We start from the raw sequence: 17,245 nt of genomic DNA on the forward strand, positions 1-17,245 counted from the left end.
TGACGACCGGCGCAGCCCTCGATTGACAGTTTAGAGCATTTACTCTAAAAATCACTCAACCTAATCCGCCGCTCCCAACGAGGACGCCACCATGGTCGCCGACGTAGCCTATCTCCAACAAAACCAACAACAGATAGACGCCCTTGAGCCGCTGCTGGCCGCTCAGCGCGCCGCCTACCGTGCCCAGCCGATGCCGTCCGCAGAGCAGCGCCGCGCCTGGCTCAAGGCCTTGCGCGGGCTGATCCTGGGCGAGAAGCAGGCGCTGATCGACGCGGTCTCCCGCGACTTCAGCAACCGCGCGGCGAGCGAGACCCTGCTGGCCGAGATCATGCCCAGCCTGCACGGCATCGACTACGCCAGCAAACGCCTGGGCAAGTGGATGAAGCCGTCGCGCCGCCATGTCGGCATGGCCTTCCAGCCCGCCTCGGCGCGCGTGGTCTACCAGCCGCTGGGCGTGGTCGGCGTGATCGTGCCGTGGAACTACCCGCTGTACCTGGCCTTCGGCCCGCTGATCGGCGCCCTGGCCGCCGGCAACCGGGTGATGATCAAGATGAGCGAATCGACCCCGGCCACCTCGCAGCTGGTCAAGGACCTGCTGGCCAAGGTCTTCCCCGAAGACCAGGTCGCCGTGGTGCTGGGTGAGGCCGAGGTCGGCCAGGCCTTCTCCAAGCTGCCGTTCGACCACCTGCTGTTCACCGGTGCCACCAGCATCGGCAAGCACGTGATGCGCGCCGCCGCCGAGAACCTGGTGCCGGTGACCCTGGAGCTGGGCGGCAAGTCGCCGGCCATCGTCTCCGCCGACGTGCCGCTGGAAGACGCCGCCGAGCGCATCGCCTTCGGCAAGACCATGAACGCAGGGCAGACCTGCGTGGCACCGGACTACGTGCTGGTACCGCAGGAGCGCGTCGAGGGCTTCGTCGCCGCCTACCGCACCGCCGTGCAGCGCTTCTATCCCAAGCTGGAAGGCAATGCCGACTACACCGCGATCATCAACGAGCGCCAGCTGAACCGCCTCAAGGGCTACATCAGCGACGCCGAAAGCAAGGGCGCGCAGATCGTGCCGATGTTCCCGGCCGACCAGGGCCGGCGCATGGCCCACAGCCTGGTGCTGAACGTGTCGGACGAGATGAAGCTGATGCAGGAGGAGATCTTCGGCCCGCTGCTGCCGGTGGTGCCGTACCAGCGCCTGGACGACGCCTTCGCCTACATCGCCGACCGCCCGCGCCCGCTGGCGCTGTACTACTTCGGCTACGACAAGGCCGAGCAGCAGCGCGTGCTGACCGAGACCCACTCCGGCGGCGCCTGCCTCAACGACACCCTGCTGCACGTGGCGCAGGACGACATGCCGTTCGGCGGCATCGGTCCTTCCGGCATGGGCCACTACCACGGCCATGAAGGCTTCCTGACCTTCAGCAAGGCCAAGGGCGTGCTGATCAAGCAACGCTTCAACGCCGCTCGCCTCATCTACCCGCCCTACGGCACGTCGATCCAGAAGCTGATCCAGAAGCTGTTCATCCGCTAAGGGGCCCAGATGAGCGAAATCACCAACGCCACGCCGCAGCTCTCGCGCCGCGGCCTGCTCAAGGTCGGCCTGCTCGGCGGTGCATTCCTGGCCACCGCCGGGGTCACCGCCAGCCTCAGCGGCTGCTCGGCCGCCGGCCCGGCGGCCGGCTTCAACGTCCTGCGCAGCAGCGACCTGCCCAGCCTGCGCGCCATCATCCCGGCCGTATTGCAGGGCGCGGTGCAGCCCGGCGCCATGCAGGCGGCGGTAGACGCCACCCTGCAGGGCATCGACCACAGCCTGCATCACGTCTCGCCGGAGCTGCTCAAACTCACCCAGCAACTGCTCGACGTACTCGCCATGAGCGTCACCCGCGGCCCGCTGACCGGCATCTGGGGCAGTTGGGAGAACGCCAACAGCGACGACGTGAGCCAGTTCCTCACCCGCTGGGAACACAGCTCGCTGGACCTGCTGCGCATGGGCCATTCCTCCCTGCTGCAGATGGTGTTGATGTCCTGGTACGCACGGCCCCAGTCCTGGGCCCATTGCGGTTACCCGGGGCCGCCGGTGTTCTGACCGAGCACGCCAGCACCGCCCCATAACAAGAACAAAGAGAAACCGAGATGCCTGTACCCGATATCTTCCGCGACGGCCTGGCCCGTGGCTGGACCACCTACGATGGCTCGCGCCTGGAGCAGGACCTGCTGCTGGAGGCCGACGTCGCCATCATCGGCAGCGGCGCCGGTGGCGGCACCACCGCGGAGATCCTCAGCGCCGCCGGGCTCAAGGTACTGCTGATCGAGGAAGGCCCGCTGAAGACCAGCAGCGACTTCAAGATGCAGGAGGCCGACGCCTACCCGCAGCTGTACCAGGAAGGTATCGGCCGCATGAGCAAGGACGGCGCCATCACCATCATGCAGGGCCGCGCCGTAGGTGGCACCACCCTGGTCAACTGGACCTCCAGCTTCCGCACCCCCGAACCAACCCTCGCCTACTGGGCAGAGGCGCACGGGGTGCAGGGCCACAGCGCCGCCGAGATGGCGCCCTGGTTCGAGAAGATGGAGCAGCGCCTGGGCGTGATGCCCTGGGCCATTCCGCCGAACCCCAACAACCAGGTGATCAAGGACGGCTGCGAGAAGCTCGGCTACGCCTGGCACATCATCCCGCGCAACGTGCGCGGTTGCTGGAACCTCGGCTACTGCGGCATGGGCTGCCCGGTCAACGCCAAGCAGTCGATGCTGGTCACCACCATCCCGGCCGCGCTCGACAAGGGCGGCGCCCTGCTCTACCTGGCGCGCGCCGAACGGCTGATTCATGACGGCGAGCGCGTCAGCGGCCTGGAATGCCTGGGCATGGACGAGCGCGCGGTAGCGCCCAACGGCCGCCGCATCATGGTCAAGGCGCGCCACTACGTGCTTGCCGGCGGCGGCATCAACTCGCCAGCGCTGCTGTTGCGCTCCGAGGCCCCGGACCCGCACCAGCGCGCCGGCAAACGCACCTTCCTGCACGTGGTGAACTTCTCTGCGGCGCAGTTCGAGCAGGTCATCAACCCGTTCTACGGCGCGCCGCAGTCGATCTATTCCGACCACTTCCAGTGGGACGACGGCACGGCCGGGCACATGTCCTACAAGCTGGAAGTACCGCCGCTGCAGCCGGCGCTGGCCGCCACCCTGCTCGGCCGTTTCGGCACCGACAACGCCCTGCGCATGGAGCAGCTGCCGCACACCAACGTGATGCTGGCGCTGATGCGCGACGGCTTCCACCCGGACAGCGCCGAGGGCACGGTGGAGCTGCGCGGCGACGGCACGCCGGTGCTCGACTACCAGATGACCAACTACACCTGGGACGGCATTCGCCGCGCCTTCCACAGCATGGCCGAGATCCAGTTCGCCGCCGGCGCCAAGGCCGTGCTGCCGGTGCATGCCGCCGCCGACTACGCGAAGACGCCGGCCGAAGCCAAGGCGCTGATCGACCGTCTCGACCTGCGCCTGTTCCAGACCCGCCTGGGCAGCGCCCACGTGATGGGCGGCTGCGCCATGGGCGAGGACGCGAAGAGCGCGGTGACCGACAGCCTGGGTCGCCACCACCAGCTGGAGAACCTGTCGATCCACGACGGTTCGCTGTTCCCCACCAGCATCGGCGCCAACCCGCAGCTATCGATCTACGGCCTCACCGCCAAGCTCTCGACCCTGCTGGCCGAGCGTCTCAAGGCATGAGCAAGCTGATCGCCGCGCTACTGCTGGTGGCCGGCATCATCCACCTGCTGCCACTGGCCGGCGTGCTCGGCGGCGAGCGGCTCAACGCGCTGTACGGCCTGACCCTGGACGAGCCCAACCTGCAGATCCTGATGCGCCACCGCGCCGTGTTGTTCGGCCTGCTCGGCGCACTGCTGGTGGTCGCCGCGTTCATCCCAGGACTACGCACCCTGGCGCTGATCGGCGGCCTGTTCAGCGTCGTCTCCTTCCTCCTGCTGGCCTGGCACGCGCCGCTCTACAACGAGGCATTGCGCCGAGTTGTGATAGCCGACTGGGTGGCCCTGGCCTGCCTGCTGCTGGCGCTACCGCTGCACTTGCGCGCGGCCTGAGGCTTTTCCCTGAGCAAAGCGCTGCGCTACCATCCGCGACTCTTACCGCTCCGAGCAGGACGAGACGATGAATCGAGTGTTGTACCCGGGCACCTTCGACCCCATCACCAAGGGTCATGGCGACCTGATCGAGCGCGCCTCGCGCCTGTTCGACACCGTGATCATCGCGGTCGCCGCCAGCCCGAAGAAGAACCCGCTGTTCCCCCTGGAGCAACGCGTCGAGCTCGCCCGCGAGGTCACCAAGCACCTGCCCAACGTCGAGGTGGTGGGCTTCTCCACCCTGCTCGCGCACTTCGTCAAGGAACAGAACGCCAATGTGTTCCTGCGTGGCCTGCGCGCGGTGTCGGACTTCGAGTACGAGTTCCAGCTGGCCAACATGAATCGCCAGCTGGCGCCGGACGTGGAGAGCATGTTCCTCACCCCGTCGGAGAAGTATTCCTTCATCTCCTCGACCCTGGTGCGCGAGATCGCCGCGCTGGGTGGCGATATCAGCAAGTTCGTCCATCCGGCAGTCGCCGACGCCCTGGCCGAGCGCTTCAAACGCTGAGTCGAAGCGACACGGCGGGTGACTCCGGTCACCCGCGCGTGGCGCGAAGGCCGTCAATCCGGCACAATTCGCCCATTGAATGCCTGAAATTGCCATGCCCGCCGGGCCTGGCAGGAGTTGCCCGATGTCCCTGAAAATCACCGACGACTGCATCAACTGCGACGTCTGCGAGCCCGAATGCCCGAATGGCGCCATCTCCCAGGGTGAAGAGATCTACGTGATCGACCCCAACCTGTGCACCGAGTGCGTCGGCCATTACGACGAACCGCAATGCCAGCAGGTCTGCCCGGTGGACTGCATCCCCCTCGACGACGCCAATGTCGAGAACAAGGATCAGCTGATGGACAAGTACCGGCGCATCACCGGCAAAGCCTGATTCCCCCGCTGGCGGTCGATCTTCGCTAGGCTGTAACGCCTGCCCCGCACGGATCGCCCCCATGCCCCGCAAGTCCCTCCTCGCCAGCCTGCTGCTGGTCTGCGCCGTCACGGTGCAAGCCGCCGTCACGCCGCCCCGGCAGGCCGCCGTCGCCAGCGCCCACCCCGCCGCCACCGTCGCCGGCCTGGAAACCCTGGCCCTGGGCGGCAACGCCTTCGACGCCGCCGTGGCCATGGCCGCTGCCCTGGCCGTGGCCGAACCCTATGGCTCCGGCCTCGGCGGCGGCGGTTTCTTCCTGCTGCGCCAGGCCGGCGACAAGCCCAGCTACCACTTCATCGACGCCCGCGAGCGCGCCCCACTGGCCGCCGGCCCCGACCTCTACCAGCGCGACGGCGCGGTGCAGCGCGAGCTGTCGCTCAACGGCGCCCTAGCCGCCGCCATCCCCGGCCTGCCGGCAGGCCTGGTCCATCTGGCGCGCCAGTACGGCAAGCTGCCGCTGAGCGACTCGCTGACCCCGGCCATCCGCCTCGCGCGCGATGGCGTCGGCATCGACCGGGTCTACCGCGAGCGCGCTGAATGGCGCCTGCAGGCGCTGCAGCAGGACCCGACCAGCGCCGCCATCTTCCTCGAACAGAACCGTGTACCCAGCGAGTTCGGCCTGCTGCGTCAGCCGGCTCTGGCGCGCACCCTGGAACGCCTGGCTCGCGACGGCCACGCCGGCTTCTACGAGGGAGAAACGGCGCGTCTGTTGCTGGAGGGCGTACAGGCCGCTGGCGGCGTGTGGAGCGCTGCCGATCTGCGCGACTATCGGGTGGTCGAACGCCAGCCGCTGCGCGTCAGCCTGGCCGACGGCCGCGAGTTGATCGGCGCACCACCACCCTCGGCCGGCGGCGTGGCCCTGGCGCAGAGCCTGCTGATGTTGCAGCAACTGCCCTGGCAGCAGGCCGGCGCGGTGCAGCGCAGCCACTATGTGATCGAGGTGCTACGCCGCGCCTACCGTGACCGCGGCCTGCTCGGCGACCCGGACCAGGTACGCAACCCGCTGCCGCAACTGCTCGCCCCCGACTACCTGAAGGGCCTGGCCAAGGGCATCGCCCTGCAGAACGCCACATCCAGCAGCAGCCTGCCGCCGGCGCCGGCCTGGCGCGAGGGCGATCACACCACTCACTTCACCGTGCTCGACACCGCGGGCAACGCGGTGGCCGCCACCCTGTCGATCAACCTGCCGTTCGGCGCCGCCTTCACCGTGCCCGGCACCGGCGTGCTGCTCAACAACGAGATGGACGACTTCGCCGCCGACCCGCGCGGCAGCAATACCTACGGCCTGGCCGGCAGCCAGGCTAACGCCATCGCACCGGGCAAGCGGCCGCTGTCGTCGATGAGCCCGACCTTCATCGAGAGCGACACGGAGCTGGCGTCCTTCGGCACGCCCGGCGGCAGCCGCATCCCCAGCATGGTGCTGCTGGCCATCCTCGACTACCTGGATGGCAAGCCGGTACAGCAGTGGCCGGCCACGCCGCGCTACCACCACCAGTACCTGCCGGATGTGGTCGAGTACGAAGCCGAGGCCTTCAGCTCCAGCCAGCTGAACAGCCTGGAGATGCGCGGCCATCGCCTCAAGCGGGTGGAGCGCAACTACGGCAACCAGCAGGTGCTGCTGTGGCGCAAGACCAGCGGCCAGGTGGAGGCCGCCAGTGACCCGCGCGGTGTGGGCCGCGCCGAGCTGCTGAACAACCGCTGAGCTAGTCGAGGACGATAGGCGAAGCGCTCTCGATCTCGACCTCGCGCAGGCCATGCAGCGGCCCCTGCGCCTCAGCCAGCTGCAGGGCATTGCGCAGGCCCTGGAAGATGCGCCCGACGTAGCCCAGGTCGTTCATCAGCGAGCTGGTCTGCAAGCCATCCAGCTGCCCCTGGCGCACCATGGCAAACAGGCGCTCGCGATAGGCCCGGTCGAACTCCGCCGCCTGTTCGTCCAGCAGCTGCAGGGCAGCGCTCCAAGCCTCGTCGCTCAAGTCTTCGGCCCGTGCCAGCTGGTACAGCTCATGGAGCAGCACCAGCAGATGCCGGCGCAGCTCGACATAGGTGTCGCGCACGGTGGACGGCTCGCCGCGCAGGTAGTGACCGAGATTCTTCTGCAGGTGCTTGGCATCCTTGACCGCATCCACCAGCTGCAGCGCCGCCAGCTGGCAGGCCAGCCAGAACTGGCGGTGCGCCTCGTCCAGCGGCAGCTCCAGGCGCCCCATGAAACTCAGCAGGTCGCCGTACACGCCCTTGATGTGGCGCTGGTAGAGAGCCTCGGCGTCCAGGGCGTGCTCACCGGGCCGCGCCTGCAGCAGTGCCTCGTCACCATGCGCCAGGGCCAGCTGATCCACCGGCAGGTACAGCGCATGGCAAATCACCTCCAGGCTCAGCCGCCCCAGGTGACGCAACTCGCGCATCACCGCGCTGGCAGCGGCATCCACCGAATCCAGCGCCTGCTCGTTGAGATAGCGCGCTCGAGTGCGCGGGAGCTCCTCCGCGCCAGGCACGGCTAGCTCGGTGATCAGCACCTGTGGCTCGCTCGGCTCCGGCAGCCAGCGCAACAGCAGCTTGGCCAGGCGCCCCTGCCAGGGCCAGAACAGCAGCACACCGAAGGCATTGAACAGGCTGTGGAACAGCGCCAGCTGGATCAGGCTGTTGTCGCCCAGCCCGACCAGGCCGGCCAGCCACAGCACCAGCCAGGTCAGCGGCGCCAGCAGCACGAAGGCCAAGGTCGCGGTGACCACGTTGAACAGCACATGGGCCAGGGCCAGGCGCTGGCCGCTGCGGTTGCCACCGAGCGAGCCGACCACTGCCGTGCTCACGCTGCTGCCGACGTTGGAGCCGATGGCGATGGCCAGGCTTTGTCCCAGTTCGAGCTGCCCGCCGGCCAGCGCGGCCAGGGTCAACATCAGCGTCGCGTGGCTGGATTGCAGGACCACGGTTCCTACCAGACCGACCAGGGTGAATAGCAGCTGCCCGGCCAGCCCGTCGGCCTGGTAGCCGCTCATGTCCATGTCGCCGCCGAGGCTGGAGAAGCCCTCCTTTATCTGGTCGATTCCGAAGAAGATGAAGGCGATGCCTAGGACGATACGCCCGGCGGCCTTGCTCTTCGGACCGAGGAAGCCGGCCAGTACGCCGAACACCAGCAAGGGCAGCGCCAGCGGGCTGAGGCTGAGGTTCTGCCCGGCCATCGCCAGCAGCCAGATGCCGCTGGTAGCGCCAAGGTTGGCGCCGAACAGAATGGCGATGCCGCCGGCCAGCTGGATCAGCCCGGTGCTGATGAAAGCGATGGTGAGCAGCGACACCAGAGTGCTGGACTGCAGCAGCATGGTGCCACCGACACCGAACAGCATGGCCTTGCCCGGCGTGGCCGTGCTGCGCCCGAGCAACTGCTCCAGCTTGCCGCCGGCGAGCTGGCGCAGCCCCTCCTCCAGGCACTGCATGCCGAACAGGAACAGCGCCAGCCCGGCACACAGCTGCAGCCAGCCGGCACTGCTCCAGAAGGACCAGCCCAGAGCGCCCGCCAGCAGCACCAGCAGGAGCGCACGTGCATAGAACTTCATATCCCTTCCCCCCTCGTCCTGCTGCCAATACTAGCCGGAAACGAAAAAGCCCCCGGCACTCACATGCCGGGGGCTTTTTGTCAGGGACCGGAAAATCAGTCCTTCTTGTAGCCGCTCTCGGTGCAACCCAGGCAGCGCACGAAGGCGGCCATGCCAGGCTCGACCACCAGCGACTGGCCGGCTTCCTTGACGTTGCCGCCAGCGGCGGTGAACGGCAGGCTGACCAGAAACACACCAGCACCGAGGATAGTGCCGGCAATCAGCAGCGGGCGAGCAATGAGCAGGTCGCCAACCATCGCGTAGCCCTTGGGAGCTTCCAGAGAATAAGCAGGATCGCCACTGGCGTTTTGCTGTACCACCTCTGCCTGCGCAGGCAGTGCCAGCAGGCCAGTGGTCAGAGCCAAGACAGCGGCGGTGGTGCGAAACAGGTTCATGGCGCGGTCCTTCATTTGTGTAGTTATGGCAGAACGATACGGCTAACTATAACAGCGCTCGCGCAATTGTCAGCGTGAACGCCGTCAATCGCCGTGGAACGCGTATTCCGGCTTCTTCGGCGGATAGGGGCGGAAAAATGCCAGCAGCACGAGTAGGTCAGCCTCTGCATCCCCGGTCGGCTGGAACGGCGGGCCGATCACCACCCGCCGATTGGCGAAGTCCAGTGCGCCCGGGACGATGGGCACGCCGGCGCCCACGGCGATATGGTAGAAGCCCATCTTCCAGCGTTCGACGCGCTTGCGCGTGCCCTCCGGCGATAACACCAGGATGAACTCGCGGTTGTCGCGAAAGCCCTGGATCGCCTGCTCGACCATGTTCAGACTGAGGTGGCGCTGGATCGGAATGCCGCCCCAGCCGCGCAGCAGGCCGCCAAAGGGCCAGCGGAAGATGCCGTGCTTGCCGAACCAGCGGGCATTCAGGCGCAGGACGAACTTCAGCGCGATGAAGATCACGAAGTCCCAGTTGGAGGTGTGGTGGGCACCGATGGCGACGAACTTGTCGAGCCGAGGCAGCTCGCCCTCGATACGCCAGCCCATCAGGCGCAGGGCGGTGCGCCCGACCCATTCGGCGAACGGGTTGGGCGGCAGGTAATTGCCGGACATCTTTGACCTCTTGTTATTGTTCTCGGCAGTGGGGATCGGCCGCGCTCAGCGCTGGCACTTGGGGCAGTAGACGCTGGCGCGCTGGCCCAGTTTGACCTCGCGCAGGGTGCTGCCACAGACCTTGCAGAACTCGCCGCCACGCCCGTAGGCGAACAGCTCCTGCTGGAAGTAGCCCGGCTGGCCGTCGCCGCCGATGAAGTCGCGCAGCGTGGTGCCACCGCGTTCGATGGCATGGACCAGGATGCGTTTGATCTCCACGGCCAGCGCCACATAGCGCGCGCGGGAGATGGAGCCGGCCTCGCGACGCGGGTCGATACCGGCAGCGAACAGCGCCTCGGTCGCGTAGATATTGCCCACGCCCACCACCACCGCGTTGTCCATGATGAATGGCTTGACCGCCATCGAGCGGCCACGCGACAGCTGGTACAGGCGTTCGCCATCGAAGAGGTCGGTCAGCGGCTCCGGGCCCAGCCGAAGCAGCAGCTCGTGATTGAGCGGATCGTTGCTCCACAGCAGCGCACCGAAGCGGCGCGGGTCGGTGTAGCGCAGGGCCAGGCCCGACTCCAGTTCGATATCGACGTGCTCGTGCTTGGCCACCGGCGCACCTACCGGCACCAGGCGCAGGTTGCCGGACATGCCCAGGTGGCCGATCAGCGTGCCGCTCTCGGCCTTGATCAGCAGGTACTTGGCGCGCCGCTCGACGCACTCGATGCGCTGACCGGACAGGCGCACGTCGAGGTCCTCGGGAATCGGCCAGCGCAGGCGGCGCTCACGCACCACCACGCGGCTGACACGCTGGCCCTCCAGATGAGGAGCGATGCCGCGGCGGGTGGTTTCGACTTCGGGTAGTTCGGGCATAGGGGACTCGGTACAACGATGAGCAAGCGCCACCCTAGCAGGAAGGTGCCAGCGGGTGAACTCAGCCCGGGCCCAGCTCGCGGATCGACTCGCGCAGGTTCTCGAAGTCGTACTCGGAGAGCCCCACGTACTCCAGTACCTGGGTCTGGATGCACTCCCACTCGTGGTCATGCTCCTGGTTGCCCAGCACCTTGTAGCTGGCGCAGATGTGCTCGGCCATCTTGAGGATGGCCATCAGCGTCTTCAGCTGCGCATCACGCCCGGAATCTTCCTCGAAGAAGGACAGTGCGTTGTGGTGGCTGGCGATGGCCTCGCACAGGTGCAGCGGCAGGTTCCACGACTTGGCGGTGAAGTAGCCGACCACCGCATGGTTGGTGTTGAGCAGGCGGTTCTCGGTGTCCACCACACGACGCTCGCTGCTGGCGTTGTAGTAGGCCTCCTCCAGCACCGTCATGTAGTTGGGGAAGCGCTTGAGCATCAGCGGGATGCCGCAGTTGTGGAACAGGCCCAGGGTGTAGGCCTCGTCCGGCGACTGGTAGCCGATGCGCTTGGCCAGGGTCAGGCAGGTCATGGCCACGTCCTGGGCGCTGTCCCAGAAACGGTTGAGGGTGACGATCGCCTCGTCGGTCAGCTCGCCACGGATCGACTGGGCGTTGATCAGGTTGATCACCGTGTTGCAGCCCAGCAGGTTGACCGCCTGCTGGATCGAGGCGATGCGGTTGGCCAGGCCGAAGTGCGGCGAATTGACGATCTTCAGCAGCGCACCGGACAGGCCGGGGTCCTGGCTGATCAGCTTGGCGATGGCCTTCAGGTCCGGGCTGGGCATGACCTGCTCCATCTGCAGGTCGACCATGATCTGGGGTTGCGGCGGTACGCTGATGCCCTGCAGCACCTGCTGGATCTGTTCGGCGGAGAGTTCTTGGGCCATGACGAAGCGGCTGAAAAATGTGAATGAGCCGACAGTTTAACCGAGTGAACCGGACATGGCGGCGAAAGCTTTTGCCTGATCTTTTCCAGCAGGCCTCGGTCGGAACAGGAACACCCCCGCACACGAGGAAATTCGCCATGTCGCTATCTCTGAAAGGCAAACGCGTCGCCCTGCTGGTGACGGACGGCTTCGAGCAGGTCGAGATGACCGAGCCGAAAAAGGCCCTGGAACAGGCCGGCGCCCGCGCCGAAGTGCTGTCTGCCAAGGAGGGCCAGGTGCGCGGCTGGCACCACGACAAGCCCGGCGACAGCTTCGCCGTGGACCGCACCTTCGACACCGCGCAGGTCGAGGACTATGACGCCATCGTCCTGCCCGGCGGCGTGATGAACTCCGACACCATCCGCACTGACGACGCCGCGCGCACCCTGGTGCAGGCCGCCGAGAAATCCGGCAAGCCGATCGCGGTGATCTGCCATGGCGCCTGGCTGCTGGTCTCGGCCGGCCTGGTCAAGGGCAAGGCCATCACCAGCTGGCCGTCGCTGAAGGACGACATCCGCAACGCCGGCGGCGACTGGCAGGACAAGGCCGTGGTGCGCGACGGCAACCTGATCAGCAGCCGCAAACCCGACGACCTGCCGGCGTTCAACCAGGCATTGCTGGAGTCGCTGGCGGCCTGAGCCGCGCGGGCAGGGTATAATCGCGCTCTTTTATCCGGAGCGCCCCCATGACCCTGCCCGCCCTGCGCCTCAAGCCCAACGCCGATCGTCGCCTGCGCGCCGGCCACCTGTGGGTCTACAGCAACGAGATCGACGTGGCGGCCACCCCGCTGAACGCCTTCCAGGCTGGCGACCAGGCGGTGCTGGAAGCGGCCGGCGGCAAGCCGCTGGGCATCGTGGCGATGAGCCCGAACAACCTGATCTGCGCCCGTCTGCTGTCGCGCGACGTCAAGCACGTGCTCGACAAGTCGCTGCTGGTGCACCGCCTGAACGTGGCCCTGAGCCTGCGCGAGCGCCTGTTCGACAAACCCTTCTACCGCCTGGTCTACGGCGACTCCGACCTGCTTCCCGGCCTGGTGGTCGACCGCTTCGGCGACCATCTGGTGGTGCAGCTGGCCTCCGCCACCATGGAGCGCAGCAAGGACGCACTGATCGAGGCGCTGGTCCAGGTGCTCAAGCCGCGCGGCATCCTGTTCAAGAACGACTCCGCCGCTCGCGATGCCGAGGGCTTGGAGCGCTACGTCGACACCGCCTTCGGCGTAGTGCCGGAGTGGGTCGACCTGGAAGAGAACGGCGTGAAGTTCCAGGCGCCCGTCCTGGAAGGCCAGAAGACCGGCTGGTTCTACGACCACCGCATGAACCGTGCGCGCCTGGCACCCTATGTCCAGGGCAAGCGCGTGCTCGACCTGTTCAGCTACATCGGCGGCTGGGGCGTGCAGGCTGCGGCGTTCGGCGCCAGCGAAGTGTTCTGCGTCGACGCCTCCGGCTTCGCCCTTGATGGCGTGGAGCGCAACGCCACCCTCAACGGCGTTGCCGAGAAGGTCACCTGCGTGGAAGGCGACGTGTTCGCCGCGCTGAAGGAACTGAAGTCCGCCGAGGAACGCTTCGACGTGATCGTTGCCGACCCGCCCGCCTTCATCAAGCGCAAGAAGGACATCAAGAACGGCGAGGCCGCCTACCGCCGCCTCAACGAGACCGCCATGCGCATGCTCAACAAGGACGGCATCCTGGTCAGCGCCAGCTGCTCCATGCACCTGGAAGAGGACAACCTGCAGAACATCCTGCTGACCAGCGCCCGCCACCTGGACCGCAACATCCAGTTGCTCGAGCGCGGCGCCCAGGGCCCGGACCATCCAGTGCACCCGGCCATCGCCGAGACCCGCTACATCAAGAGCCTGACCGTACGCCTGCTGCCCAACAGCTGAGCAGCAAAAAGCCCCGCCCGCGGCTGCGGACGGGGCCCGATCCCCTGCCTCAGAAGCCCTTGCGCTTCACCGTCCACAGTGGGCTGACGCACAGGCTGCACAGCGTGCCGTTGAAGGTGCTGCTGGCGTTCTGGTCGTTCATCAGCTGGTAGCGGAACCAGGCCGTAGCCGGGCCACGATAGGCCCCGCCGCTGCCGACCGGTTCGAAGTGCGAGACCGTGCGGCGCTCGCCCCAGAATACCGGCACGTTGGCCCGGGTATAGACCGGCTGGGCATTGAGGTAGGGGAAGGCGATGGTGTCGCCGCCGCCGGACATCAGGAACATCGGCCCCTTCTGCTTGCTCTGCGAACTGCTGCTGTGACCCAGCCCGAGGGTATAGGGCTGGATCGGCGCCGTGGTGCGCACACGCTCGTCCTGGCCCGCCATGATCGAACCACCACCACCCTGGGAATGGCCCGAAGTGCCGACACGCCCGGCATTCAGCTTGCCGGCATAGGTGCCGGAGGCGCTGCCGCTGGCCTGCACCAGGTAGCTCAGGCAGGCGAGCATCTCCTGGCCGGTGCCGGCATCGGACGTTTCCGCGGCGGCCACCACGAAGCCATGGCTGGCCCAGTGGGTCAGCAACGCCGCGTAGGTGTCGGGCGTGGCGCCGGTACCGTTGCCCCACAGGATGATCGGGTGGCGCACGCCGTTCTGGCCCAGGGTGCTGGGCCGGTAGATGCGGCAGCTGGGCCCCTCGCTCTGGCTGGTGGTGGCGTAGGGGCCACTGGAGTCGAAGCTGGAGACCGCCGGGAAGGCTGTGCCGGGTGTATCCGGCAGCGGCGCGGCGAGGGCGGAGGCCGACATGGCCAGAAGTGCGGCCGCCAGGCCGCCGAGTGTGAAGTCATGCATCGGTAGGGTTCCTCGTTATTGTTCCCTGAGATACGCATCGCCTTCCCTCCCGACCCACCACGCCGGACCCGGGCTGCACTGCACAAGCAGGCGACTGTCGGCGCCGGCCGATGGGCCGTGGCACGCCGCCGTGCACCCTACGTGAGGCGCCGGCCTCACCCGCAATCACCCGAACGGCGAAAGCGGATGGGCGGCATCGCACCAACGGGCTAGCTCGCCGCAAAGCGGCCGCGCGCCACCGGCAATCGCGCCCGCCTTGGCTCGGCGGCTCCGGCGGGCGTAGAATCGGGGCATTCCTCGCCAGGCAACCTCCGGCGGGCTTGTGAGCCCGGGCCGGGCGGACGGTGATCCCGTCCCGCTGCACGCCCACCCTCCGACGCGGTCATCTGCCGCCGACCCGCTCACCACATACCAATGCTTCCCTGATTAGCCGCAGGAACGTGTCATGCCCGATTACCGCTCGAAAACCTCCACCCACGGCCGCAACATGGCCGGCGCCCGCGCCCTGTGGCGCGCCACCGGGATGAAGGACGAAGACTTCAAGAAGCCGATCATCGCCATCGCCAACTCCTTCACCCAGTTCGTGCCCGGCCACGTGCACCTGAAGGACCTGGGCCAGCTGGTCGCCCGCGAGATCGAAAAACACGGCGGCGTGGCGAAAGAGTTCAACACCATCGCTGTCGACGACGGCATCGCCATGGGCCACGACGGCATGCTCTATTCGCTGCCGAGCCGCGAGATCATCGCCGACTCCGTCGAGTACATGGTCAACGCCCACTGCGCCGACGCCATCGTGTGCATCTCCAACTGCGACAAGATCACCCCCGGCATGCTGATGGCCGCCCTGCGCCTGAACATCCCGGTGGTGTTCGTCTCCGGCGGCCCGATGGAAGCCGGCAAGACCAAGCTGGCCAGCCACGGCCTCGACCTGGTCGACGCCATGGTCGTCGCCGCCGACGACTCCTGCTCCGACGAGAAGGTTGCCGAGTATGAGCGCAGCGCCTGCCCGACCTGCGGCAGCTGCTCCGGCATGTTCACCGCCAACTCGATGAACTGCCTGATGGAAGCCCTGGGCCTGGCCCTGCCGGGCAACGGTTCGACCCTTGCCACCCACGCCGACCGCGAGCAGCTGTTCCTGCGCGCCGGCCGCCTGGCCGTCGAGCTGTGCCAGCGCTACTACGGCGAGAACGACGAGTCGTTGCTGCCGCGCAACGTCGCCAACTTCAAGTCGTTCGAAAACGCCATGACCCTGGACATCGCCATGGGTGGCTCGACCAACACCATCCTGCACCTGCTGGCCGCCGCCCAGGAGGCCGAACTGGCCTTCGACCTGCGCGACATCGATCGCCTGTCACGCAAGGTGCCGCAGCTGTGCAAGGTGGCGCCGAACATCCAGAAGTACCACATGGAAGACGTGCACCGCGCCGGCGGCATCTTCTCCATCCTCGGCGAGCTGGCCCGTGGCGGCCTGCTGCACACCGACGTGCCGACCATCCACAGCCCGTCGATGCTCGATGCCATCGCCCAGTGGGACATCACCCAGACCAAAGACGAAGCGGTGCATACCTTCTTCAAGGCTGGCCCGGCGGGCATCCCGACCCAGACCGCGTTCAGCCAGTCGACCCGCTGGGACACAGTGGATGACGACCGCGCCGAAGGCTGCATCCGCTCGGTCGAGCACGCCTACTCGCAAGAAGGCGGCCTGGCCGTGCTGTACGGCAACATCGCCCTCGACGGCTGCGTGGTGAAGACCGCCGGCGTTGACGAGTCGATCCACGTGTTCGAAGGCAACGCCAAGATCTTCGAGAGCCAGGACAGCGCCGTGAAGGGCATCCTCGCCGACGAGGTGAAGGCCGGCGACATCGTGATCATCCGCTACGAAGGCCCTAAAGGCGGCCCGGGCATGCAGGAAATGCTCTATCCGACCAGCTACCTGAAGTCCAAGGGCCTGGGCAAAGCCTGCGCCCTGCTCACCGACGGCCGCTTCTCCGGCGGTACCTCGGGCCTGTCCATCGGCCACGCCTCGCCGGAAGCCGCCGCTGGCGGTGCCATCGGCCTGGTGCGTGACGGCGACAAGGTGCTGATCGACATCCCCAACCGCAGCATCAACCTGCTGGTGAGCGATGAAGAGCTGGCCGCCCGCCGCATCGTGCAGGACCAGAAGGGCTGGAAACCGGTCGCGCCACGCGCGCGCAAGGTGACCACCGCGCTCAAGGCCTACGCCCTGCTGGCCACCAGTGCCGACAAGGGTGCGGTACGCGACAAGTCACTGCTCGACGGCTAAGCCCGAACGGCAGCGAGTTGACGACAGAGCCCGGCCCAGCGCCGGGCTCTTCGTTTCTACAGGCTCGAACGCGCCACTGATCGCGGCACCGCACCCAGGCGCGCCCATCGCGTAGAATCGCCGCTTTTTTCGCGGAGCCTGCCATGAGCGCACTGGAAAAACCGCCCGTCGATGACGCGCGCAACGAACTGGTCTACGGCCCCGAGGATCGCCCTCGGCCGCTGGTGGCCGTGCTCGCCGCGCTGCAGCACCTGCTGGCGATCATTGTGCCGATCGTCACCCCCGGCCTGCTGATCTGCCAGGCGCTCGGCGTGTCGGCGCGCGACACCAACCTGATCGTGTCGATGTCGCTGGTCATCTCCGGCATCGCCACCTACGTGCAGTGCAAGCGCTTCGGTCCGTTCGGCGCCGGTCTGCTGATCGTCCAGGGCACCAGCTTCAACTTCGTCGGCCCGCTGATCGCCGGCGGCGCGCTGATGGTCAAGCAGGGCACGCCGGTCGAGGCGGTGATGGCGGCCATCTTCGGCGTGGTCATCGCCGGTTCCTTCGTCGAGATCGGCGTGTCGCGCATCCTGCCCTTCGTCAAACGCCTGATCACCCCGCTGGTCACCGGCATCGTGGTGCTGATGATCGGCCTGACCCTGATCAAGGTCGGCCTGATCAGCATGGGCGG

The 17,245-nt window shown here is 67.2% G+C and carries 17 protein-coding genes; 11 read left to right on the forward strand and 6 right to left on the reverse strand.

Annotated elements, in window-relative coordinates; translation table 11 throughout:
• Positions 1-91: 91 nt before the first annotated feature.
• The 7 genes from PTT45_RS05710 (at position 92) to ggt (ending at position 6,749) form a co-directional block, all read left to right on the forward strand.
• Positions 92-1,522 (forward strand): coniferyl aldehyde dehydrogenase, encoded by a 1,431-nt coding sequence (locus PTT45_RS05710; protein WP_273812021.1) that lies wholly within the window; start codon positions 92-94, stop codon positions 1,520-1,522.
• Between the two features lie 9 nt (positions 1,523-1,531).
• Positions 1,532-2,077, forward strand: a complete 546-nt coding sequence (locus tag PTT45_RS05715) for a twin-arginine translocation pathway signal protein (protein WP_273812023.1) — start codon at positions 1,532-1,534, stop codon at positions 2,075-2,077.
• 47 nt (positions 2,078-2,124) lie between these two features.
• Positions 2,125-3,717 (forward strand): GMC family oxidoreductase, encoded by a 1,593-nt coding sequence (locus PTT45_RS05720; RefSeq protein WP_273812025.1) that lies wholly within the window; start codon positions 2,125-2,127, stop codon positions 3,715-3,717.
• Positions 3,714-4,085, forward strand: a complete 372-nt coding sequence (locus PTT45_RS05725; protein WP_273812028.1) for a phosphopantetheine adenylyltransferase — start codon at positions 3,714-3,716, stop codon at positions 4,083-4,085. The genes PTT45_RS05720 and PTT45_RS05725 overlap by 4 nt, the downstream gene beginning before the upstream one ends.
• Positions 4,086-4,152: 67 nt before the next feature.
• Positions 4,153-4,632 (forward strand): pantetheine-phosphate adenylyltransferase, encoded by a 480-nt coding sequence (gene coaD / locus PTT45_RS05730; RefSeq protein WP_043308013.1) that lies wholly within the window; start codon positions 4,153-4,155, stop codon positions 4,630-4,632.
• A gap of 124 nt (positions 4,633-4,756) precedes the next feature.
• Positions 4,757-5,008, forward strand: coding sequence for a YfhL family 4Fe-4S dicluster ferredoxin (locus PTT45_RS05735; RefSeq protein WP_273812029.1), 252 nt, complete (start codon positions 4,757-4,759; stop codon positions 5,006-5,008).
• Positions 5,009-5,069: 61 nt separating this feature from the next.
• A complete protein-coding gene (gene ggt, locus PTT45_RS05740; protein ID WP_273812030.1) occupies positions 5,070-6,749 on the forward strand; it encodes a gamma-glutamyltransferase in 1,680 nt (559 codons plus the stop codon).
• 1 nt (position 6,750) lies between these two features.
• On the opposite strand, the gene PTT45_RS05745 is transcribed toward ggt, so the two are convergent.
• The 5 genes from PTT45_RS05745 to PTT45_RS05765 form a co-directional block, all read right to left on the reverse strand.
• The gene (locus PTT45_RS05745; RefSeq protein ID WP_273812031.1) at positions 6,751-8,592 is read right to left on the reverse strand and encodes a Na/Pi cotransporter family protein; all 1,842 of its coding nucleotides are present in this window, start codon (positions 8,590-8,592) and stop codon (positions 6,751-6,753) included.
• Between the two features lie 95 nt (positions 8,593-8,687).
• Positions 8,688-9,026, reverse strand: coding sequence for a multidrug transporter (locus PTT45_RS05750; protein ID WP_273812032.1), 339 nt, complete (start codon positions 9,024-9,026; stop codon positions 8,688-8,690).
• An 84-nt stretch (positions 9,027-9,110) separates the two neighbouring features.
• Complete coding sequence (locus tag PTT45_RS05755; RefSeq protein WP_273812033.1) at positions 9,111-9,689, reverse strand: lysophospholipid acyltransferase family protein; 579 nt, start codon at positions 9,687-9,689, stop codon at positions 9,111-9,113.
• 45 nt (positions 9,690-9,734) lie between these two features.
• Positions 9,735-10,547, reverse strand: coding sequence for a bifunctional DNA-formamidopyrimidine glycosylase/DNA-(apurinic or apyrimidinic site) lyase (mutM, locus tag PTT45_RS05760; protein ID WP_273812034.1), 813 nt, complete (start codon positions 10,545-10,547; stop codon positions 9,735-9,737).
• Positions 10,548-10,608: 61 nt separating this feature from the next.
• Positions 10,609-11,475, reverse strand: a complete 867-nt coding sequence (locus PTT45_RS05765; RefSeq protein ID WP_273812036.1) for an HDOD domain-containing protein — start codon at positions 11,473-11,475, stop codon at positions 10,609-10,611.
• A gap of 137 nt (positions 11,476-11,612) precedes the next feature.
• Here PTT45_RS05765 and PTT45_RS05770 point away from each other — a divergent pair, with 137 nt between their 5' ends.
• Together PTT45_RS05770 and PTT45_RS05775 are read left to right on the forward strand one after the other, a co-directional pair.
• Complete coding sequence (locus PTT45_RS05770) at positions 11,613-12,152, forward strand: type 1 glutamine amidotransferase domain-containing protein (protein WP_273812037.1); 540 nt, start codon at positions 11,613-11,615, stop codon at positions 12,150-12,152.
• A 47-nt stretch (positions 12,153-12,199) separates the two neighbouring features.
• The gene (locus PTT45_RS05775; protein WP_273812038.1) at positions 12,200-13,396 is read left to right on the forward strand and encodes a class I SAM-dependent rRNA methyltransferase; all 1,197 of its coding nucleotides are present in this window, start codon (positions 12,200-12,202) and stop codon (positions 13,394-13,396) included.
• Between the two features lie 49 nt (positions 13,397-13,445).
• Here PTT45_RS05775 and PTT45_RS05780 read toward each other — a convergent pair whose 3' ends face one another.
• A complete protein-coding gene (locus tag PTT45_RS05780; RefSeq protein WP_273812039.1) occupies positions 13,446-14,288 on the reverse strand; it encodes a poly(ethylene terephthalate) hydrolase family protein in 843 nt (280 codons plus the stop codon).
• 445 nt (positions 14,289-14,733) lie between these two features.
• Here PTT45_RS05780 and ilvD point away from each other — a divergent pair, with 445 nt between their 5' ends.
• Positions 14,734-16,572, forward strand: a complete 1,839-nt coding sequence (ilvD, locus tag PTT45_RS05785; protein WP_273812040.1) for a dihydroxy-acid dehydratase — start codon at positions 14,734-14,736, stop codon at positions 16,570-16,572.
• A gap of 143 nt (positions 16,573-16,715) precedes the next feature.
• Positions 16,716-17,245 (forward strand): solute carrier family 23 protein (locus tag PTT45_RS05790; RefSeq protein WP_273812041.1); only part of this gene is annotated, 530 nt, incomplete at its 3' end.

The sequence above is a fragment of the Pseudomonas sp. Gutcm_11s genome (assembly GCF_028649395.1).
Lineage (GTDB): Bacteria > Pseudomonadota > Gammaproteobacteria > Pseudomonadales > Pseudomonadaceae > Aquipseudomonas.